Annotated in this window: 14 protein-coding genes and 1 pseudogene; 4 read left to right on the top strand and 11 right to left on the bottom strand. The window is 68.5% G+C overall.

Annotated features, from left to right (window positions below; all coding sequences use genetic code 11):
- The 5 genes and pseudogenes from AC5JJ2_RS22545 to AC5JJ2_RS22525 all read right to left on the bottom strand — a co-directional run.
- A pseudogene (locus tag AC5JJ2_RS22545) lies at positions 1-563 on the bottom strand (hypothetical protein); the annotation flags it as partial.
- A gap of 18 nt (positions 564-581) precedes the next feature.
- Positions 582-1,655, bottom strand: coding sequence for a magnesium/cobalt transporter CorA (corA, locus tag AC5JJ2_RS22540; RefSeq protein ID WP_495860293.1), 1,074 nt, complete (start codon positions 1,653-1,655; stop codon positions 582-584).
- A gap of 153 nt (positions 1,656-1,808) precedes the next feature.
- Positions 1,809-5,393 carry a hypothetical protein gene (locus tag AC5JJ2_RS22535; RefSeq protein ID WP_495860292.1) on the bottom strand — a complete coding sequence of 1,195 codons (3,585 nt, stop codon included), beginning with the start codon at positions 5,391-5,393 and terminating at the stop codon, positions 1,809-1,811.
- Positions 5,394-5,414: 21 nt separating this feature from the next.
- Complete coding sequence (locus AC5JJ2_RS22530; protein ID WP_495860291.1) at positions 5,415-5,951, bottom strand: KdsC family phosphatase; 537 nt, start codon at positions 5,949-5,951, stop codon at positions 5,415-5,417.
- 124 nt (positions 5,952-6,075) lie between these two features.
- A complete protein-coding gene (locus tag AC5JJ2_RS22525; RefSeq protein WP_495860290.1) occupies positions 6,076-7,122 on the bottom strand; it encodes a KpsF/GutQ family sugar-phosphate isomerase in 1,047 nt (348 codons plus the stop codon).
- Between the two features lie 301 nt (positions 7,123-7,423).
- Between AC5JJ2_RS22525 and AC5JJ2_RS22520 the strand changes: the two genes are divergently transcribed.
- The 4 genes from AC5JJ2_RS22520 to AC5JJ2_RS22505 all read left to right on the top strand — a co-directional run bounded on the left by AC5JJ2_RS22520 (position 7,424) and on the right by AC5JJ2_RS22505 (position 11,012).
- Positions 7,424-8,038, top strand: coding sequence for a fused DSP-PTPase phosphatase/NAD kinase-like protein (locus AC5JJ2_RS22520; protein WP_495860289.1), 615 nt, complete (start codon positions 7,424-7,426; stop codon positions 8,036-8,038).
- A complete protein-coding gene (locus AC5JJ2_RS22515) occupies positions 8,038-9,129 on the top strand; it encodes an LptF/LptG family permease (RefSeq protein WP_495860288.1) in 1,092 nt (363 codons plus the stop codon). The genes AC5JJ2_RS22520 and AC5JJ2_RS22515 overlap by 1 nt, the downstream gene beginning before the upstream one ends.
- Before the next feature lie 240 nt (positions 9,130-9,369).
- Positions 9,370-10,536 (top strand): peptidylprolyl isomerase, encoded by a 1,167-nt coding sequence (locus AC5JJ2_RS22510; protein WP_495860287.1) that lies wholly within the window; start codon positions 9,370-9,372, stop codon positions 10,534-10,536.
- Between the two features lie 71 nt (positions 10,537-10,607).
- Complete coding sequence (locus AC5JJ2_RS22505; RefSeq protein WP_495860286.1) at positions 10,608-11,012, top strand: DMT family protein; 405 nt, start codon at positions 10,608-10,610, stop codon at positions 11,010-11,012.
- Here AC5JJ2_RS22505 and AC5JJ2_RS22500 read toward each other — a convergent pair.
- The 6 genes from AC5JJ2_RS22500 to AC5JJ2_RS22475 all read right to left on the bottom strand — a co-directional run bounded on the left by AC5JJ2_RS22500 (position 11,009) and on the right by AC5JJ2_RS22475 (position 19,986).
- Entirely contained in the window at positions 11,009-13,567 is a 2,559-nt protein-coding gene (locus AC5JJ2_RS22500; protein WP_495860285.1) for a hybrid sensor histidine kinase/response regulator, read from the bottom strand. The two genes, AC5JJ2_RS22505 and AC5JJ2_RS22500, sit on opposite strands and share 4 nt — an antisense overlap.
- Before the next feature lie 156 nt (positions 13,568-13,723).
- Positions 13,724-14,491: a Uma2 family endonuclease gene (locus tag AC5JJ2_RS22495; RefSeq protein ID WP_495860284.1), complete on the bottom strand. Its 768-nt coding sequence runs from the start codon at positions 14,489-14,491 to the stop codon at positions 13,724-13,726.
- A 96-nt stretch (positions 14,492-14,587) separates the two neighbouring features.
- A complete protein-coding gene (locus AC5JJ2_RS22490; RefSeq protein ID WP_495860283.1) occupies positions 14,588-15,427 on the bottom strand; it encodes a sigma-70 family RNA polymerase sigma factor in 840 nt (279 codons plus the stop codon).
- Between the two features lie 637 nt (positions 15,428-16,064).
- Complete coding sequence (locus AC5JJ2_RS22485; protein WP_495860282.1) at positions 16,065-16,985, bottom strand: hypothetical protein; 921 nt, start codon at positions 16,983-16,985, stop codon at positions 16,065-16,067.
- A 240-nt stretch (positions 16,986-17,225) separates the two neighbouring features.
- On the bottom strand, positions 17,226-18,425 hold the full coding sequence (locus AC5JJ2_RS22480) for an inositol-3-phosphate synthase (protein WP_495860281.1): 1,200 nt from the start codon (positions 18,423-18,425) through the stop codon (positions 17,226-17,228).
- 199 nt (positions 18,426-18,624) lie between these two features.
- Positions 18,625-19,986, bottom strand: coding sequence for a glycosyltransferase family 87 protein (locus AC5JJ2_RS22475; RefSeq protein WP_495860280.1), 1,362 nt, complete (start codon positions 19,984-19,986; stop codon positions 18,625-18,627).
- Positions 19,987-20,174: the final 188 nt, after the last annotated feature.

Raw genomic sequence — 20,174 nt, 5'->3', positions numbered from 1 at the left:
TCCGCCAGGATCGGCAGCCGGTCGAACGCCCGGTCGGCGTAGATCGCGTCCGCGAGGCCGACGGCGGTGGACGTGCGCCACGCTGGGTCGAACCCGACCGGACGGAACGGGTTCCCGAAGATGCACCGTAAGAGTTCCGGTTGGGGGTGAATCGTTCGGTCGATTTGAGCGATCTCAGCGGCGGACCGAGAAGCACTATCCGCATCTGGATAAGAGTCGCAGCTATCCATCGCACACGTATTCGCCAACACCATAGCCCGATCGGGCTCGTCCAGCACGTCGTAGTCCCAGCTTGAACGGTACCTCCCGAACACACTTGCAGAGGCACGGAACACATCTTCGTAAGCAGTCTCTGCCTCTTCCGCAGTTGCCTCCCCGTCGGCGTATCTCTCGGCGACCTCCATCGCCAACCGGCTGGCCTCAGCCCACATGTGGTGCGCGACGTATCGACAACATGCGACGCAGAAGAGACGAGCCTTGCGGACGCTAAGCTTGGTGAGCTTCCGGTGTCCGGCGAGCATCCGTACAGGGTCGCTGCTCGTCAGCCACTCCACTTGCCTCATGACACGTCCCTACTCGCCTCATATCCACTTCCGCCACCGGAACACCCCCACCGTCGCCACCGCGGTCACGGCCATCAAGCCCAGCGCGTAGTAGTACCCGTTCGGCCACTTCGTCTCGGGCATGTTGTCGAAGTTCATCCCGTACACGCCGGCAATCAGCGTCAGCGGCAGGATGATCGTCGAGATCATCGTCAGCACCTTCATGATCTCGTTCAACTTGTTCGACGCCGCCGCCAGGTGCGACTGCATCAGGTCGCTGACCATTTCCCGCGCCCCCTCGATCAGCTCCGTGTATCGCACCAGGTGGTCGTACACGTTGCGGTAGTACACGATCTCGTCCGCCCGTACTAACTCGAACTCGCCGCGGACCAAGCGGGACAGCACTTCCCGCTCCAGGATCAGCGTCTTGCGGAGGAAGATGACCTGCCGCTTCATTCGCAGCAGGTGCGTCAGCGTGTACTTGCCGGGGCGGGCGAACAGCCGCGTCTCCAGCTTGTCCAGCCGCTCGGCGAACCGCTCCACCACCGGGGCGTACTCGTCCACCATCTCGTCCAGGATCAGGTGGAACAGGAAGTCCGGCCCCCGCCGCGTCGTGTCGCCGCGCCGCCGCACCTGCTCGCCGACCATCCGCACGCACGGCAGGTCGTCGTAGTGGTGCGTGACCAGCACGTTCTCCGTCACGATGCCGCTGAGCTGCGGCCGCTTCCACGTCCCCCGGAGGCCCGCCTTCTTCGGCTTGCCCGGTTCGAGCGTGTCCTCGAAATCCGGCGGCGTGCCGGCGTGCGACGGGTCGCACACCTCGGCCGGCAGCGGGTTCACCACTACGAATAGGTAGTCCGGGAACTCCTCGACCTTCGGCAGGTGCGCCCCTTCCTCCGGCAGCCGCCGCGGGCGGGTCACGTCGTCGAGCGTCAGCGGGTGGATCGCGAGGAACTGCTTGAAGACCTTCTCCTCCTCGGCCGGCGTCGGGTTGTGCAGATCGATCCACAGCACGGCCTCGCCGGTCACGTCCGCCGCGGACGGCGGCAGTTCGGGCTGTTCGAGGCAGGAGCCGGTCTTCGTCTCGGGGTCCCAACGGTACACGCGGATCATGGGAGTGTCCGGAAGAATGAGCCACAGATGAACACAGAAATCACAGATAAGAGAAAACCAAGAATCTGGTCAGAAGAAAAGGCAAATCACCGTCTTTGAAATGTTTTATGTCTGATCTGTCTTTATCTGTGTTGATCTGTGGCCAATTCGTCTTCACTTCGAGAACGTGCCGCCGGAGCTTTCCGCGCCGCTGACCTGGCCGGTCTTCGTGTTGTACGTCAGCGGGTTGCCGCTCTTGTAGTCCTTCTCCCGGCCGACGCCGCCCTGCCGCTTGTACAGCGTCGCCTGGCCGTCGCCGTAGGCTTCCAGGATGACCAGGTTGCCGTCGTACTTCACGACGTGGCCGACGCCGTCGTAGTCGTCCGTCCGCACCCGCGCGTCGCCGACGGCCTCCAGCGTGCGGCGCTCCTCGACGCCCTGCTTGTTCTGGTACGCGGTCGCCGTCATCGTGTCGGTACACTTCAGCACCATCGACCGCGGCGGGGCCGTGTGCTCCGGCACGTCCAGGTCCAGCACGTCCGTCGGGATGTGGAACGTGCGGACGTTACTGGTGAACACCGCCTTCTGGAAAATTTGCTTCTTGTCCTCGATTTGAAGGCGCTCCGCGAACCGGACGACGGTGAGCTTCATCTCCTGCTCGGCCTTCGCGTTCGCTGCTGGCGCTGCCGCGGGCGTGACGCCGGGTTGTTGCTGCGCGTCCTTCGAGCCGAGTTGCAGCGTGCGGGTCTCGCCGGGGCCGGTCGCGTGGATGAGCGTCCGCGTTTCCTGCACCTGCACGTCGAGGAACTTCGCGGTGATCCGCTGCGCCTTGACGTGCTTGCCGGTCTTGCGGTCGATCGTCTCGTCCGCGAAGTAGACGTAGTTCGCCGGCCGGGCCGGGGCCTTGCCGCGGTCCTCGTCGTCCTCCGGCTGCGGCTCGCACAGCACCCGCTCGACTTTCGCCTCGTCCTTCTTTTCTCCCTCGCGGGCCGCGGCCGGCGCGTTCTGCGACTGCTTGAGTTGGTTGAAGTAGACCGGCCGGTCGAACACGACCGTCAGCCGGTGGCAGATGACGTAGGACCGCTGCCACGGCCCCGCGTTGATCGCCACCTTCGCGGACGAATTTGCTTTCCGCTCCGGCGGCAGCTGCACCGCCTGCACCTGCCCGACGAACTCGGCCGTGCGGAGTTCGCCCTTGAACGTCATGCCGTGCTGCCAGTCCACGAGCATCTCGGACTTCTCGCCCAGCGGCGTGCCGGCGAGGTCGGTCGAACTCGGCATCCGCAGTTGCCCGCGGCCCTTCACGGTGACGACGTTGTTCGGCTGGTTGATGTCCACGTCCGGCCCGGTGATCGTCGTGTCCTCGAACTGCACGTAAGCGACCTTCTCGACCGTGCCGACGACGTGCATGGCGTGCCCGGCGGCGAGGTGGTCGATGGTCAGCGCGTCGCCGAGGATGTGCAGCGCCGTCGGCTTGTGCGGCTCCGCCGCGGGCTGGAACGCCACCACCCGCCCCTCGCACCGGGCCGTGTCGATCTCGTACTTGACCCCCGGCTTCTCACCCGGTTTTTCGTTCCCCTTCAATGGGAGTGGCGAGCGGGCGATGGTCACGTCGATCTGCCGGGCGGACAGTTCCAGCGGCTTCTTCTTCGGAACCTCCGGCGTGACGACGACGACCGGCTCCACGAACGGCGACGGCTGCCCGACGGCGGGCGGCGGGATCGTCGCCGCGGCGACGGCCGGCTTCGCGCTCGTCGTCGGCGGTTGCGCGATCGGCTTCGGCACGTCCTTGAAGAAGGCGTTGAACAGGTCGGTGTTCTTGATGAGCGTGCCGTCCGACACGCCCTCGACGTGGCCGACGCCCTGCACGCGGGCCGGCTTCGCCGCCTCCATGCTCGCCGCGGCCGTGCCGCCCTTCGTCGCGGATTGGCTGGATTCCAGCCACAATTTCAGCGTGTCGGCCTTCAGGTCGAACCCCGTCTTCGGGTCGGTGAACCGGCCGTCGCCGACGAACACGAGCAGGTCGCACTCCTTGTCGCCGACCTTGTCCTTCGTCTGGTTCAACGAGTGGACCCAGCTCGCGGTCAGCGTGTTCGTCTTCGTCGCCTCGTCGAAGAGGTCCACCTTGCCGGGGCCGAGAACCTCCACCCGCGTCGCCTTCGGCAGCTTCGTGTTCGGCGGCGGCTCGACGGTTTCGAGGACGAGTTGCCCCGTCGTGGCGGGGGCGGTCTTCGTGGCGGCCGTGCCGGTGACGAGCCGGTTCCCTTGCCGCACGGCCACCAGTGGCGAGCCGCGGAGCGTCGAGCGCGACAACCGCTTCGCCGGGTCGGTTTCGTGAATCAGCGCCGTGCCGAACGCCTGCAAGCCTTCGCTCTCGGCGGCGAGGTAGACGCTCGGCCCGGTGGCGCGGAGGTTCTTGAACTGGCTGGTCGGCGCTTTCCCCTTGTCCGCGGCCGCGTTCGGCGTCCGCGAGATCGGGCCGTTGAACTCGATTTCCAGGAGCTGGCAGATCAGGTGGTCCCGCCCGCCGAGCGGCGAGAGGCGGGTGGTCTCGACGTTGTTCGGCAAGAGCGGGTTGGCGTTCGTGGCGACGGCGAACCGGGCCGTGTTCGTCGTCCAGTCGTAGTGGAACGCGCCGAGCGTGCGGATGCGGACGAGCGACTTCTCGGCCACCCGCTTCGCCGCCGTCCCGCCGTCCACGAGGCCGCCGCCGAGGGCCGCGAGGCCGACCGGCGGGTCCGCCGTCACGGTCGCGGACGTCGTCTGCGGCTTCGCGTTCGGCTCCACGAACAGGTTCGTCTTGCCGTCGCTCCAGAGGTTGAACTCGACGTTCTCGATCAGCACCATCTCGCGGATGCCGCTGAAGCCCGTGCCCTTCTCGCCCGGCTTCGGCGGCTTCGCGTCGCGGGGCTTCAGGTAAATTCGCATCCCCTCGGCGGTGATCGTCGGCGGCGGCGTGTGCCGACCGAGGGCCATGTCCGCGAGGACGTTGCCGTTCAGCACGTCGTCGGCCGTCAGCGGCACGCTCGGCAGCCCGACGCCGCGGATCGGCCGCGGCTGGTTGCCGCGGTTCACGACCTCCACGACGGCCGCCGTCTCGACGTGCGGGGCGGTCGGGTTCGCGACCAGGTGCGGGTGGTCCTGCGTGCGGTACGTGAGCGGGCCGGGCGTCTTGAACACGAAGTAGTCGTTCGGGTCGTTCGACTGCTGGTTGTTGACGATGAGGACGCGGCCGTTCCGCGGGTCGGTCCGGGCGATCGGGCTCGGGACGGCCCGCAACTCCATGCCGACGATCTTCGCCTTCCCGGTGAGCATCTCCCGCTCGTTGCCGATGGGCCGGTCGAGTTCGACGATCGCCTCGTCGCCGTGCAGGGTGGTCACCTCCGTGACCTGCCCCGGCTGCGGCTTGCCGAACTGGGCCATGCTGAACGGCGCGAGCCGGACGAACCGGGACGGCGTGTCGATCGGGTCCGGCCGGCCGGCGGCGAACACGATCCCCTGGTCGCGGAGTTCGAGCCGGGTCGGGTAGTTCGACTCGATCTCGGCGCAGTTCTCGCCGAAGGCGTCCTTCAGCCGGCGGATGGTCGGCGACTCGGCGAAGACGATGGGTGGCAGCGGGGCGTTGACGGCTTCGAGGTACTTCGGCGGGAGGTTGGGTAGGCCGTCGATCGCGCCGAAGAGTTGCGCGTACCCGGTATAGGCCGCGCCGAACGCGAACAGGCCGATGACGAGCAACAGAATCCGGCGCGGCGTCCACACGGGAAGAACGGTCCTCGGAATTTACGAATGCTTCCCCACCACCCCGGCCCACTGCCCCTTGAGCGTCAGCAGCCACTCGACCGCGTCCCGCACGGCCCCGCGACCGCCGGGCGTCTTCGTCACGTAATGGGCCGCGGCCCGCACCTCGGCACACGCATCAGCCACGGCCAAGGCCAGCCCCACGCGGGTCAGCACCGGCAGGTCTGGCAGGTCGTCGCCGATGGCGCACACCTGGTCCGGCCGCAGGCCCGTCTCCGCCAGTACCTCGTGGAGCGCCGGCAGCTTCTCGCCGCGGCCCTGCAGCACGGGGCCGACGCCGAGTTCCGCGGCGCGGCGGGCGACGGCGGCGGACGTTCGCCCGGAGACAATCGCGGCCCGATTACCCAGTTCCCGCCAGAACTTCAACCCCGACCCGTCGCGGACGTGGAACCGCTTCAGTTCCGCGCCGTCGTCGGCGTACAGGATGCTGCCGTCCGTGAGGACGCCGTCCACGTCGAGCAGCAGCAGCGAGACGTTACTCGCGCGGTCGGCCAACTCGCTGGCGGTCAGGTGGGGCAACTTCGGAAGTCCTTTCCAAAGTAGTAGGCACACTCCGTGTGCCGTCTGCTGTCGGCCGCAGCGACTCGGGCGAACCCCCCGCGGCAGGAAGGAGACGGCACACGGAGTGTGCCTACTACTATTTTTACTCGGTCCGACCCGCGAGCAACCGCAACGCCGGTCGCGGACTCGGCGGGCCGTTCGGCGGTTCCAGGCCGATCAGGTCGGTAATGTCGATCATGCCGACGGGGCGGCCGGCCGCGTCCACCACCGGCAGCTCGCTCACCTTCCACGCACGCATCAACTCGACCGCCTCTGCGACCTTCGCGGTCGGGCGGATCGTGATCGGCGTGCGGGTCATGACGGCCGAGATCGGGCCGTCGAACGCCGCGTCCGCGTTTTGTTCAAAGAGCCGCGCTAGGTCCGAGTCCGTGAACAGCCCGGCCAATTTGCCGTCCGCGTCCACGAGCATGATCGCCCCGGTGCGGCGGCCGGCGTGCCGGGCCGTCGCGAACACGCTGCGAACCGTGTCCGTCACCCTCGCCAGCCGCAGCTCGTCGCCGTGCCGCATGAACGCGTCCACGCCGGCGAGCTTGCGGCCGAGGCTGCCGGCCGGGTGGAACCGCGCGAAGTCGTCCGCCCGGAAGTTCCGCCGCTCGCCGAGCGCGAACGCGAGCGCGTCGCCGAGCGCGATCATCACCGTCGTGCTGGTGCTCGGCGCGAGCCGGTTCGGGCACGCTTCCGTGATCGGGCCGTACACGATGCTCGCGTCCGCGGCCTTCGCCAGCGTGCCGGTCGCGTTCCCCGTGATCGCGAGCAACTTCGCCGCGAACTCGCGGAGCGGGCCGAGCAGCCGGACGATCTCCGCGCTCTCGCCGCTGTGCGAGAGCAACACCACCATGTCTTCGGGCGCGACCATGCCGAGGTCGCCGTGCGCCGCCCGCGTCGCGTCCAGCGTGTAGGCCCGCGTGCCGGTGGAGTTGAGCGTGCCGACGAGCTTCTGCCCCACGTCCGCCGACTTGCCGACGCCGACGACCGCGACCCGCCCGCGGCAATTCGCCAGGACTTCGACGACGGCTTCAAAGTCGGCCCCGATCCGCTCGGCGACGAGCTTGAGCGCGTCGGCCTCGGCGTGCAGCACCTGCCGGGCGAACGCGACGGAATCGAAGGCGAGCTTGCGGGCCGCCGTCATGGGCACGTCCTTGTACGGGAATAATGGCGTTCCGATATACCGCACACCCGCGACCGGTTGCAACCGCAACGGCTGGTCTTGTAGAACCCTGAGCGGAAGCGACGGGGTGTGGGGGTTGGTCCCACACCCCGTCGCTTCCGCTCAGGGTTCTACAAGAGATGGCAACCCATCGCCGCGATTCCGAGACACGTCACGCTCACGCCGTGACGCTCGCTGTTGCGACGGCAGCCTGTTCCCGTTGACAGTTTCCCCCGCCTCCGTCATAACGCTCCGGATTCTCGAACCATCAGCGGGGGTGCGGATGCCGACCTGGGGCCGGTGGGTACTCGGCGTGATCGTGGGCCTCGTCGCCGTCGGCGTGCCGGCGGCGTACTACCGCTCGCAGTACACCAACTTGAAACGCTTCCGCGTCGTCACCCCCGGCAAGTTCTACCGCAGCGGGCAGTTCACCGCCGGCGGGCTAAGGGCCATCGTCCGGGACGCCGGGATTCGCACCGTCATCAACCTGCAGGAAGAGAACGTCGATCCGTTCATGCCGGAAGAGTGGCTGGCGAAGCCGTCCGTCCGCGAGAGCGAGCTGTGCCGCGAGCTGGGGGTGAATTATTACGCGCTGTTCGGCGGGGAAATCGTCCCGCCGCACGAGTTCGCCAACGGGAAGCGGCCCGCCGTGATCGAAGAATACCTGAAGATTCTCGACGACCCGAAGAACTACCCGGTCCTGTTGCACTGCAAGGCCGGGCTGCACCGGACCGGGTTCATGACGGCGATCTACCGCATGGAGTACGAGCACCGGTCCCGCGGCCGGGCGATGGAAGAGCTGCGGGCGAACGGGTTCGGCACGTTCGCGGCCACCACCGGGAACGTGTACATCGTGCAGTACGTGGACCGCTACCAGCCGGGCGTGCGGAGGCCCTGATGCACACCCTCGACCGGATGCTGTTCCTCGCGTTCGTGCGGTCCTACGCCATCGTGCTGACCAGCCTGCTGAGCCTCTACGTCGTCATCGACCTGTTCACGAACCTCGACGACTTCGCCGGCAAGGGGTCGCTCGGGAACATGCTCCGGCACGTCGTCCGGTACTACGGCCCGCAGATGGTCATGATCTTCGACCGCCTGTGCGAATCCATCGCGCTGCTCGCGGCCGTGTTCACGATGGCCTGGGCGCAGCGGAACAACGAACTCCTGCCGCAACTGTCCGCCGGCGTCCCGACGCACCGGATCATCCGCCCGGTGCTGGTCGGCGCGATCCTCGTGCTGGCGCTCGGGCCGCTCAGCCAGGAGCTGCTCATCCCGAACATCTCGGACGAACTCCAGGTAGCCCGCGACGACCCGAACGACGAGCGGCCGATCGACCTCCGCGGGGCCTACGACTCGACGGGTGTGCACATTGAGGCGACGAGCGGGTTCCGCCGCGAGCTGCGGGTGAAGGGGTTCTACGCGAACTTCGCCGAGTCCGCGGCCGCGGCCGTGAACGACGTGCAGGCGGAGGAAGCCGTCTACGTCCCCGCGGAAGGAACCCGCCCGGCTGGGTGGGTGCTGTTCAACACGAAGCCGGAGGTCGTGCCGGAGCCGCTGCCGCCGACGCTGACGCCGCTCGGCCCGCGGAAGTACTTCCTGGCCACGCGGGAGGTGGACTTCGACGCGCTGACCCGCGGGTCGAAGTGGTACAGCTACGCCTCGACGGCGAAGCTGCGGGACATCCTGTCGCGGCCGGACCCGCGGCGGATGGCCCCGGTCGCGGTGCTGTTCCACATGCGGTACACGCGGCCGCTGGTCGGGTTCCTGATGGTGATGATCGGCCTGACGATCATCCTCCGCGACCACAACCGGCACGTCCTGGTGAGCGCCGGGACGTGCCTGGTGATGTGCGCGATCTTCTACGCGGCCGTGTACGGGTGCAAGTACCTCGGCGAGAACGACCTCCTCTCCGCGCCGCTGGCCGCGTGGCTGCCGGCGATCCTCTTCGGCGGCTACGCGCTGGCGAGCTACGACGCGATCCAGACGTGACAAAGTAGTAGGCACACTCCGTGTGCCGTCTCGTTCATGCGCCCAGCGAGTTCGCCCGAGTCGCTGCGACCGGCAGCAGACGGCACACGGAGTGTGCCTACTACTCTGTGGGTTTTTCCTCTCGACATCCTGCCCCGCCCACGGTATGCCGGTCGGTCTCAAAGAGCCGGTGTTCCCGTTGATGTGGGGGAAACGCGACGGACCAATCGGCCCGGCTCGCTTCAGGAGGAAGTTCCGATTATGCGTTCATTCACCCGTCGGGCGGCGGCGCTGCTCACCGCGTCCGTGTTGGCGTCGTCCGCGTCCGCCCAGGCCCCGGTCGCCCCGCCGGCGCTGCCGCCGGCCACCGCGCCCGCCACGCTCCCGCCCGTGACCCCGCCCGCCGCGGCCGCGCCCATGACCCCGGCCCCGATGACGCCCACCGCCGGGGCCGTCCCGCCGCCGGCCGTCGTGCCCGCGGAATCGCCGAAGCCGGAACCCCGGCCGACCGGCGTGGCCGCGAAGGTCAACGGCCAGGACATCCCGGAAGTCGCCGTGTACCGCGCCTTGCGGCAGTTCCCGCAGGAAGAACGCGAGATCGCCCGGAAGGAGATTTTGAACCACCTGGTCGAGAACTACATCATCGACCAGTACCTAAACGCCTTGAAGATGACGGCCGAGCCGGCCGAGGTGGACAAGCTCATCGAGGAGCTGAAGGGCGAGCTGAAGAAGGGGAACGTCGATTACCAGAAGCAGCTCGAACAGATGATGCTGACCGAGGCCGAGTTCCGCGTGGAAGTCGCCGCCCAGATGAAGTGGGACAAGTTCCTCAAGCAGCAGGGCAGCGACGCGGAGCTGAAAAAGCTGTTCGACAGCAGCCCGGACGTGTTCGACGGCTCCTCGGTCCGCGCCCGCCACATCCTCATGACGCCCGGCACGGATGCGGCGAAGGTCGAGGAGGCGAAGAAGACGCTGGCCGCGATCAAGCAGACGGTCGAGGCCGAGGCGAAGAAGACGGCCGACGCGGCCCCGGGCGACGCGCTGGCGAAAGAGCAGGCCCGGACGAAGCGGGCGGACGAACTGTTCGCGGCCTACGCGCAGAAGTACTCGGCGTGCCCGTCGAAGAAGAACGGCGGCGACCTGAGCTACTTCCCGCGGGTCGGGGCGATGGTCGAGCCGTTCGCGAAGGCGGCGTTCGCGCTGAAGCCGTTCGACACGAGCGACGTGGTGCAGACGGAGTTCGGCCTGCACCTCATCATGTGTACGGCGAAGAAGGCCGGCACGCCGCGGAAGTTCGAGGACGTGAAGGAGGACGTGCGGGGCGTCTACGCCGTCCGGCTGCGGGAGGCCGTCGTGGCACAGATGAAGCCGAAGGCGGAGATCGTGCTCGTCGGCGGGACCGCCCCGGCCGTAGCGCCGATGAAGTAAAGCCGGATCGAAGTGGAACGCCCGACCCCTCGTCCGCTCACGACGAGGGGTTCCTTTTTGGATACTTACGAATGCGCACCGTCGTCTTCACCGCGCTGCTGCTGGTCGCGTCGAACACGTTCATGACGGTCGCGTGGTACGGCCACCTGAAGCACAAGGACAAGGCGCTCCTCGCCGTCATCCTCGTGAGCTGGCTGATCGCGCTGCCGGAGTACGCGCTTCAAGTCCCGGCGAACCGCCTGGGGTCCGAGACGCTGACGGCGACGCAGCTGAAGCTGATGCAGGAGGTCATCACGCTGACGGTGTTCGTGGCGTTCGCGTGGTGGTACCTCGGCGAGGCCCCGACGTGGCGGACGGCCGCCGCGTTCGCGCTCATGGTGTGCGCCGTGGCGCTGGTACGGGGCGACGGGAAGCAGCCGGAGGCGGACCCGCCGCCGGTCGCGGGGGCGAAGGACGACCCCCGGCCGGGCGGTTAGCCGGCCGGCTTCGTGAACATCTCTTGCAGCTGCGCGATCAGGTGCGTCGGCGTGAACGGCTTCTGCAGGAACCGGTCGCCCTCCCGCAGCCGCTCCGGGTTCGCCAACTCCTCCCGGTCGTACCCGGAGATGAACAGCACCCGCAGGGCCGGGCAGACCAGCCGCACCTCGGCAGCCAGCTGCGGGCCGCTGCGGTCCGGCATCACCACGTCCGTGACCATCACCGCGAACGGCTCGGCCGCCTCCCGCACCAGCCGCAGCGCGTCGTCGGCCGTGTCGGCCTCCACGACCGTCAGCCCGTACCGCCGCATCACCGCCGCGGACATCATCCGCACCGACGGCTCGTCGTCCACGAGGAGGACCGGCCCGGTCGCCGTCACCCGCGGGGCGTCGGCCGCCGCCGCCGCCGCCGGCCGCACGCCGGACCGCGGGGCCGGCGGCAGGTCGATCGCGAACGTCGTCCCCTTCCCCACGGCCGACCGCACCGCGATCGTGCCGTTCAAGTCGTGGACGATGCCGTAGACCGTGGCCAGCCCCAGGCCGGTCCCCTTGCCGACGGCCTTCGTGGTGAAGAACGGGTCGAAGATTCGGGCGGCCGTCGCCGCGTCCATGCCGCACCCGGTGTCGGCAACGGTCAGCCGCACGACGGGCCGGCCGTCGGCCTCGACGACCCGCGTGCGGACTTCCAGCCGGCCGCCGGCCGGCATCGCGTCGCGGGCGTTCGTCGCCAGGTTCAGCACGACCTGCGTGAGCAGCCCGCGGTCGGCGACCACGTCCGGCGCGTCCGCGTCGTAGTCGGTCACGACCTGCACGCTGTCGCCGACGGCCGGGCGGACCAGCTTCTCGATCTCCCGCAAGGCCGCGTTCAGGTCGATCGGCTCGACGGCGACCGTCTTCCGCCGGGAGAACGTGAGGAGCTGGTTCGTCAGGTCCGCGGCCCGCTCCCCGGCCAGCAGCACGGACCGCAGGTACTCGGCCGCGGCCGGGTGGTCGCGGGCGGCGTCGGCGGCCAGGTTGCTGCCACCGATGATGACGGTGAGCAGGTTGTTGAAGTCGTGGGCGATCCCGCCGACGAGCCGGCCGATGGCCTCCAGCCGCCGGGACTCGAGGAGCTTGCGTTCGAGTTCGGCGTCCCGCTCGTAGTGGGCGCGGAGGGCGTCCGCCTGCCGCCGGACCTGCCGCCGGAGGGTGTAAATCCAGACGCCGACGGCGACGGCCAGGACGGACAGGGCGAGCAACAGCCGGGCGACCCGGTCGGCCGTCCACCACCCGGCCGGCGGCCCGGCGACGACGGCGACGTGGGCCGCGTCCGGGACGAGCAGCCGGAACCCGCCCGGCTCGTCGCCGGGGGCTGCCTCGACGGGGACGGGGACGCCGGTGGCCGCGACCCGTGTGCCCGGCTCCAGCCGCCCCAACGGCGACGCCAGCCCGTCGGCCGCGTGTACGATGACGAACGACTGTGGCCCGTCGGCGCACGTCACCCGCAATTCCCCCTCCCGCAGCACGGCGGACCGGACCTCGCCGTCGATCCGCACCAGCGTCCCCCACCGGCCGTCGCGGACGACCTGGTCGGCGGTCGTGGGAACCGCGGCCGGCGGCGGCAGCGGCTTGTCCCACGGCCCGAGGACGGCGTTGTCCAACACGACGCCCCGCGACTTGGGCGCGTGGTAGCCGCGGACCAGCACCGTCTCGCCGGGGCGGACCGCGGCCGGGTAGCTGGGGTACACGACGGCCCCGCCGGACTCGTCCTGGACGACGACGACCTGCGAGTCGGGCCGGGGCATCACGGCCGCCGTGACGACGCCGCGGACCGTCACCGGCCGGGCGAACGGGTTGGGGCCGGGGGTGAACCCCCGCGTGACGTTGGCGACCGGGATCGGGGCGAGCGTCGAGGTCTCGTCCGGCAGCCGCTCGACGGCCGACAGGGACGAGGCGTACAGCCGGCCGACCCGGTCGGCCGCGCCGGTCGTCGGGTCGTGCCGCGGCGACCCGCACACGGCCCGGACGCGGACGACCGCCCCGACGAACGCCTTCGCCGCCTCGTAGTCGGCGTCCGTTTTCGGAAGGATGACGCGGGCCGAGCCCTTCGCCGTTGCGATGTCGAGGGTGACGGCCTTGGCCGTCGGGGGGGGCACGTTCTGCACGAACGCCCGGACCTCCACGTACCGGGCGTCCAGCCACCGGTTGTCGTCCGGGTCGAGGCTGTGGACCTCCGGCGACGGCAGCGGCCCGCGGCCGACCTTACGGATCGCTGAGGCGACGACCATCGGGGCGAACGTACCGGGGTCGGTGACGCCGACCACGACCACGCGGTCGCCGGGCGTCAGCCCCCTCGTCAGCGGCGTCGGGTCGATGTAGATGCCGGCCGTCTCGTCCTGGACGAAGCAGTCGGCGACGACCGGGTTGGCGTGAGTGACGGTGGCGGCCAACTCGACCGGCCGCCTCTCGGCCGCCTGCGGCCGCGAGAGCGCCCGCACGGCCGAGGCCGTCCGCAGGCGGTCGGGTTGTTCCGTGGTGCCGGTGGCGAACAGGAGTAGGACGAAGGCCGCGGTCATTTTCCCGCCGGGTGAACGGTCCGACAAGCGTAGTACATTGGCCGGAAATGGTGTTTAATCCAACGGCACAAACTTTCTATCGAAGAATGGCCGTTGGAAGTGCGCGCGGACGGGTTTGTCGGCGGAAAGTGTCGATTCGGAACGCGAGTGGGGCCGTTACCGCTTCTTCTTTGCCGCGCGCTTCCGCAGTTTCTCGACGAACTTCGCGTGTTTCGGCGACGCGATGCCTTGTAGCGCGACGGCCAGTACGCGGGCCATGTCGCCGGTCGTCAGCGCCGTCGAGTCAAGCCACAGGCCGGGGAATGCACGACTCCTGAAGATGCCGTCGGGGTCGGGGGGTAGTACCGCGAACTCGCCCTGGCGGGTTCGGCGGAACCAGTCCAGAACGCGGGCGACGGGCCGCCAGACGATGTATTCCTGGACGCCGTCCTGCTGGTAGCGTTCCAGCTTCGGGCCGAGGTCTAGGCCCGCCGAGGTAACGGACACTTCTACGATCAACTCTGGCGCACCGGCGAGGATGTCGTCCGGATCGGTCCGCGTCTGTCCCCCGTGCGACGGGAGGACCCGCAACACGCCGTCCGGTTGCGGCATGTTGTCGCGGGACGGCAGGCGGACCGAGGGGTTGTCGCCCCCGACTACGCCCGGCGTGGCCATCCGGTAAATCGCCAACCAGCCGATGATGTCGAAGTGCGGGAGGGCGTGGCCCTCGTTGCTGACCGGCGGCATGGGCGAAGCCTTTCCGTTGAGGTCCACGGCCCCGATGTACACGACGCCGTTGATGAGCTCCGCCTTGCGGACGTGCGGGCTGGCGTCGTACCGCCGCTCGAACTCGTCGCGTGACATCCGGTCGCCGTCCCGCAGTTCGGGGACCGCCTCCGGCTTCGTCACGCGGTCCACGGACCGTTGCAGTCGCACCTTGCCCATCGCTCGCACCTCCGACCCCAGCATACCAGCTTCGCCGCAAAGAAAAAACCGCCGGGCGTGCGCCCGGCGGTCCGCGTGAATCGTGATGAGAGACCGTCACTCGGCGGCGAGGTTCTCGTACAGCTTCGCCAGCGCCTCGCTCTCGATCTGCCGCACCCGCTCGCGGGTCAGGCCGAGGCTCTCGCCGATTTCCTTCAGGGTCTTCGGCTCCTCGCCGTCGATGCCGAACCGCATCTTCAGGACCGTCGCCTCCCGCTTGTCCATCTTCTCCAGCAGGACCATGACGTGCTTCAGGTCGTCCGTCTCCACCATCTCCAGGTCCGGCGTCTTCGACCGGCCGTCCATCAGCATCTCGTCGATCGTCCACCCGGCGTCGCCGCCCTGCTCCGTCTGCGGGGCGCTGTTGTAGACGCGGATCGCCTTCTTGATGATGTTCAGCTTCTTCTTCGGCAGCCCGAGCAGCTTCGCGATCTCTTCCGGGGTCGGCGGGCGGCCGAGTTCGTCGTTGAGCTTGTTCGTCGCCCGCCGCCACTTGGACAGCAGCTCGACCATGTACGCCGGGATGCGGATCGTCTTGGCCGTGTTCACCAGCGCCCGCTTGATGCTCTGCTTGATCCAGTAGCTGGCGTAGGTGCTGAACCGGGTGTTCATGTTCGGGTCGAACCCCTCGACGGCCCGCAGCAGGCCGAGGTTGCCCTCCTCGATCAGGTCTTGCAGGGCGAGGCCCTTGCCGGTGTACCCGCGGGCGATGTTCACCACGAGCCGGAGGTTGGCCCGGACCATCTGGTCGCGGGACTCGGTGCAGCCGACGCCGATCTGGCGGGCGAGCGTCTTCTCCTGGTCGGCGGTCAGCAGGGCGGTCTCGTTGATTTCCCGGAGGTAGGTCTCGAGCGGGGATTGGACGGCCTCGGGGCGGTAGCGGCGGAGTCGCGACATCGTGTAGGTCATCCTGTCTACGGGTCCGACCGAGTCGCGTGCGAAGGGCGAGTCCTCGCGCAGCGGCAACTCCGTCAGCGGGGGGTCGGGGCGGTCGTCGGCCGAGCGAGGGTGAGGCGCGGGGGTGCCGGGCAATCCCTGGACTACGGTATCGACCGCGGAACAACGAATCGGCAGGTTGCGCGACGAAACCGCTCGACACGAAGGGGAATCGGAGCGGTAGCGAAAGTACAACGCGTACAACCGGACGTGATTCGCCCGTCGGAATCGGGACGCGGCCCTCGGGCCGGCGGGCGAAAATGTCCGGTCGCTCCTGCCGGGAAAGAACCCCGGCGGGACGCCGCTATTGTATAGGTTGCGATTGTGACGGGAGCAACCGACGCGCGCGAAACGCCGCCCGCGCGACCCCCGCGGGTCGTGACGATCGTTACAGCTTCCCAGGGTTAACGGGCCGGGCTTTTTCGGGTCGAACCGCGATTCTCAGTTACCACAGTTCTTCGGAGGGGGGAAAACGGAGGCGTGGGCCGCTATCGTGTCAGGTTACTCCTCACGGACGGAATTCTCTTGTCGGGTTTTCGGACCCCGAATTATCCGGAAAAATTCGGGGTTTTCCTTGCGTTTAACCGAATGATTTTTGTCAATAGTGCCCGCCGCGGGCCGCCGACTTGTACGTCGCGCTGAACACGCAGCAGATGTGGACGAACGGCAGGAACAGCGGGGGGATGCAGCACATCATCGTCAGGAACAGGCAGACGAAGACGGTGAAGAACGCGGTGCCGCTGGCCACGGCGGCGGTGTCCCACGGCCGCTCCTCGCCGCCGGCGAAGATCCACGCGACGACGGCGGCCGCCGCCCCGACGATGCCGAACCCGGCCGCGACGATGAACGCGATCAGGAACATGGCCGCGTCGCTGTCCCCGGCCTCGTCGTCCATCAGCCCGCCGGCCAGCCCGCCGGTGAGGGCGACCAGCCCGCCCTCCATCGCCCACAGGACGAGCGGGACGAGGGCGACGGCCATGAACGTGCCGAAGAACCCGCCCAGCCCGACGATGAAGATCATCGCCGCCTTGACGAAGTTGTCGTACTTCTTGCCCGCGTCCGGGTCCGGGTACAGGTCTTCCCGCGTCAGCTTCGGCTTGCGGTACTTGAACCCCCGCGGCCGGCCGATGGCCTGCGCCCACGTCTCGACCGCCCACTTGGCGTCCTCCCACGCCAGCCGCTCGTTCTGCGCAAACTCCTTCAGCACGTGGTCGTAGAGTTCGGCGTACCCGTGCTTCTTCTCGTGCTGGAGCAGGATGGTCGGGATTTTCGCCCGCACGACCAGCGCGAGCAGGTCGGCCTCGTCCGGGTAGTTGGCGAGGTACCGGGACAGGTAGACCACGCAGCTGGACGGCATCCGGATCAGGTCCGGGCCGCAATCTTTGATTAACTCGAAGAAGATTTGCGTGGCCTTGGCGCGGCCGGTGAGCGGCCGCTCGACCGGTTCGAGCGGCGCGAGGTCGCCGTCCGGCGGTAGGTCGGGGTCTTCGGGGGGGAGGTCGTTGTCTCGGACGGCCATGACCGCAACGCTCGCGCACGGGAAATCGGACAGTTACCGGAACGTAGTACATTTTTCCGACGCGGGCGCGGGGGGAGGGGAGCGGCCGGAATCAACGGCGAACGGCACGGCGTCAGCGTGCCGGTGTCGGCCGCTGGGGCCCCACCGGCACGCTGACGCCGTGCCGTTCGCCGTTGCCGTCCGTTCCGCCGCCACCGTTCGAGTTTTTCGCTCGCAGCTGTACACCTCCACAGCCCACATTCATTCCCCCGCCTTCAGGTACGCCTCCAGCAGCGCGAACTGGCGGCCGAAGTCGTGGTCCGTCACGCCGACCGGGGACTTGAAGAAGTTCGCGAGCGCCGGCAAGTTCCCCCGCTCGCCGCGGCGGTGCGCCCGCAGCGTCAGGCGCGCCAGGTCGATCACCAGCGGGGCCGCGAGGATCGAGTCGCACCCCTGCCACGTGAACTGCACCGTCATCTTCGTGCCGAGGAAGCCCTCGTAGTGGATGTGGTCCCAGGCCGTCTTCCAGTCGTCCAGCGACGGGACGTGCTCGATGCTCACGATCGTCTGCGGCTTGTACCCGAGCAACTCCGCCACCAGCGCGTCCTTGCTCTTTACCTTGCTCGCCTTGTTCTGCGGGTCGGTCAGCACCTGGCCGTCGCGGTTGCCGAGGATGTTGTGCCCGACCCAGCTCAGCACCCGCAGGTTCCGCCGGGCGAACAGCGGGGCCAGCACCGACTTCATCAGCGTCTCGCCGGTCTTCAGGTCCTGCCCGGCCGTCGGGACGCCGGCCTTGACCGCCAGTTCCTCCAGCGCCGGCATCGTCGCCCCGCGGCTGGGCGTCGCGTTCACGTAGGAGAACCCGGCGTCGAGCGCGGCGTAGGCGTACAGCCCGCTCGTCGGCAGCGCGGCCGCGTCCTTCGCCAGCGCCGCCCGCAGCTTCGCCAGCGACTGGTGCTCGTCCGCCAGCTCGAACGGCGGCTCCGTGGACGCGACGTTCACCACGACGACCTGCGCCAGGTCGTGCGCCGCCTTGAACAGGCGGAGGTCGGACTGGATTTGCTCGATGGCGGCCGTCGGCGTCGCGGCCGGCCGCACGTCGGGGCGGTCGGCCATCGCGGTGATGGCCGCGTTCGCCCGGTAGACGACGCCGGGCCGGACGTTCCTCGACCAGCTATCGAGCGTCGGCTCGACGGCCGCGAGCAGCGGGTGGGTGAAGACGGTGGACCGCTCGTGGAGTTCCCGCGCGGCGGCGGCGAACGTCGTCTGCCGGATGTCGTGCCCGCCGACGACGAACGCGGCGGGGGCGTCGAAGTCCACGTCCGCGAACGCCGGCAACGCGGTGACGAGGCCGACGGGCGAGCTGAGGTTGCGGGCGAGGGCGGCGAGGCCGACGGCGGTGGTCGTGCCGACGCCGCCGAACGCGCCGATGAGCCAGATTCCAACGCGACGGTCGGGCATGGTGTTCGTCAGGGGGAGAAGGTGTCGGCGGGTGGACAGTACATTGTCGAACCCCCGCGGCGGGAGTTCAAGGCGAGTGCGCCTCGACTTCCGAAGTCCGGCTTCGACTTCGGAAGTCGAGGCGACGGTGGGGCGGTTGCCGACCCCGCGAACGCACCGACGGCGTTCGACTTCCGAAGTCGAAGCCGGACTTCGGAAGTCAGGGTTTCCGTCCGAACAACCGCCCCGCGATCACACCCACGACCGCCAGCACCGGGACGCTCACCTGGACGGCGTAGTGCGTGATCGTCGCGTCCCAGTTCAGCTTCCGCGGCAACGCCGCGTTCAAGTCCTGCACGACCCACGCCGCGATCGTCGCGTGCGGCACGCCCTGTAGGTCGAGCTGCAGCTCCGTGAAGTGCGTGCTCAGGAACATCACCAGCCACGACGCCCCGAACAGCAGGAACCGTGCCGCCGGGACGTGCGCCAGCTTCCGCCACCACAGCACGCCAGTGACGCCGAGGACGGACCACTCGTAAATCAAGGCGTGCGGCGACCCCCAGAGCGTCAGGAACACCACCGCCCCGAACACGATTTCCAGGTCGTTCCGATGGCGTTGCCAGATTCGCACGAACCACCCGACGGCCAGCAGTGAGCACAATCCGGCCAGCGGCCAGTGCCACGCCGCCGCTTCCGGCAAGAGTAGCCGCCAGAACGCGACGGGGTTGTGCATCTTGAACTGCTCGAAGTCCGCGAACTTCACGTTCCCGCGAAGGCTGTTCACGAACCCGTCCCACACCTCCGGGATGAACGGGTACGAACCGAGCGTCAGCACCAGCCCGGTGACGACGACGCCGACGGCCGCGGGCCAGAGCTTCTTGATGTCGAGCAGGCCCCAGACGATCAGCCCGATCAGCATCGTCGGCTTGAACCACAGGAACCCGGCCACCAACCCGGCGAGGAAGATTTTGTCCGCCTTCATGAGCCGGTACGTGGCCGCGAGCAGCACGAAGCTGATGAGGCTGTTCTGCCCGTAACTGACGGCCGCGAACGTCGGGTAGAACGCGAGGACCCAAAAGTAGTCCTTCCCGCCGCCGCCGAGCCACCGCACGGCGAACCAGACGCCCACGAGGTACACGACGTTCCAAATGAACCAACTGAGCGTGAACGGCAGGTTGCACGTCAAGAGATAGGGGAGGCAGTAGAACGGCGGGTTGCGGTACGCCATGAGCGACTGCCAGCGGTTCTCCGGGATGAGCTGGTTCTGGTATCGCGCGACGAACCCGTAATCGTAGACCTTGTCGGCGTTCCCCTCGCGGATGAGGCGGGCGGCCGTGTACCACGCGAGGTGGTCGGCCCCGTTCGTCTCGCCCTTGAAGTTGAACGTGCCGTAGTGTTGGTTGTAAACGATCCAGGCGTTCTTCTGCGGGCCGACGACGGGGCCGGAGAACGAGTAATCCGGGCCGTTGGCATCGACGTGCGGGCCGAGGGCGATGCTGATGCCGTAGCTGACCCAGAGGATGACGGCGGCGAGCTTCGCGAAGATGACGCGGTCTTGCAGGAACGAGACGAGGCGGGTCATGGCAACCCAGGTCGGGGATCGGGGCCGAAAGCAGGTCGAGGCTTTGCGAGACTGTCTTATTCCCTCCCCCCTTGGGGGGGAGGGTTAGGGAGGGGGGTGAGCTGCCCATTTCAAACACGATTCTCACCGGGCAAGGGAGGCGGGGGGGGGGGGGGGGGGGGGGGGGGGGGGGGGGGGGGGGGGGGGGG

The sequence above is a fragment of the Limnoglobus sp. genome, from assembly GCF_059499385.1.
This window is presented reverse-complemented; position numbering and strand designations above follow the sequence as displayed.

What these genes read in the sequence shown, in the direction of transcription:
- corA (WP_495860293.1), bottom strand. Translation starts at nt 1,655, where the DNA reads ATGATCCGCGTGTACCGTTGGGACCCCGAGACGAAGACCGGCTCCTGC.
- AC5JJ2_RS22525 (WP_495860290.1), bottom strand. Translation starts at nt 7,122, where the DNA reads ATGACGGCGGCCCGCAAGCTCGCCTTCGATTCCGTCGCGTTCGCCCGG.
- AC5JJ2_RS22520 (WP_495860289.1), top strand. Translation starts at nt 7,424, where the DNA reads ATGCCGACCTGGGGCCGGTGGGTACTCGGCGTGATCGTGGGCCTCGTC.
- AC5JJ2_RS22515 (WP_495860288.1), top strand. Translation starts at nt 8,038, where the DNA reads ATGCACACCCTCGACCGGATGCTGTTCCTCGCGTTCGTGCGGTCCTAC.
- AC5JJ2_RS22510 (WP_495860287.1), top strand. Translation starts at nt 9,370, where the DNA reads ATGCGTTCATTCACCCGTCGGGCGGCGGCGCTGCTCACCGCGTCCGTG.
- AC5JJ2_RS22505 (WP_495860286.1), top strand. Translation starts at nt 10,608, where the DNA reads ATGCGCACCGTCGTCTTCACCGCGCTGCTGCTGGTCGCGTCGAACACG.
- AC5JJ2_RS22500 (WP_495860285.1), bottom strand. Translation starts at nt 13,567, where the DNA reads ATGACCGCGGCCTTCGTCCTACTCCTGTTCGCCACCGGCACCACGGAA.
- AC5JJ2_RS22495 (WP_495860284.1), bottom strand. Translation starts at nt 14,491, where the DNA reads ATGGGCAAGGTGCGACTGCAACGGTCCGTGGACCGCGTGACGAAGCCG.
- AC5JJ2_RS22490 (WP_495860283.1), bottom strand. Translation starts at nt 15,427, where the DNA reads ATGTCGCGACTCCGCCGCTACCGCCCCGAGGCCGTCCAATCCCCGCTC.
- AC5JJ2_RS22485 (WP_495860282.1), bottom strand. Translation starts at nt 16,985, where the DNA reads ATGGCCGTCCGAGACAACGACCTCCCCCCCGAAGACCCCGACCTACCG.
- AC5JJ2_RS22480 (WP_495860281.1), bottom strand. Translation starts at nt 18,425, where the DNA reads ATGCCCGACCGTCGCGTTGGAATCTGGCTCATCGGCGCGTTCGGCGGC.
- AC5JJ2_RS22475 (WP_495860280.1), bottom strand. Translation starts at nt 19,986, where the DNA reads ATGACCCGCCTCGTCTCGTTCCTGCAAGACCGCGTCATCTTCGCGAAG.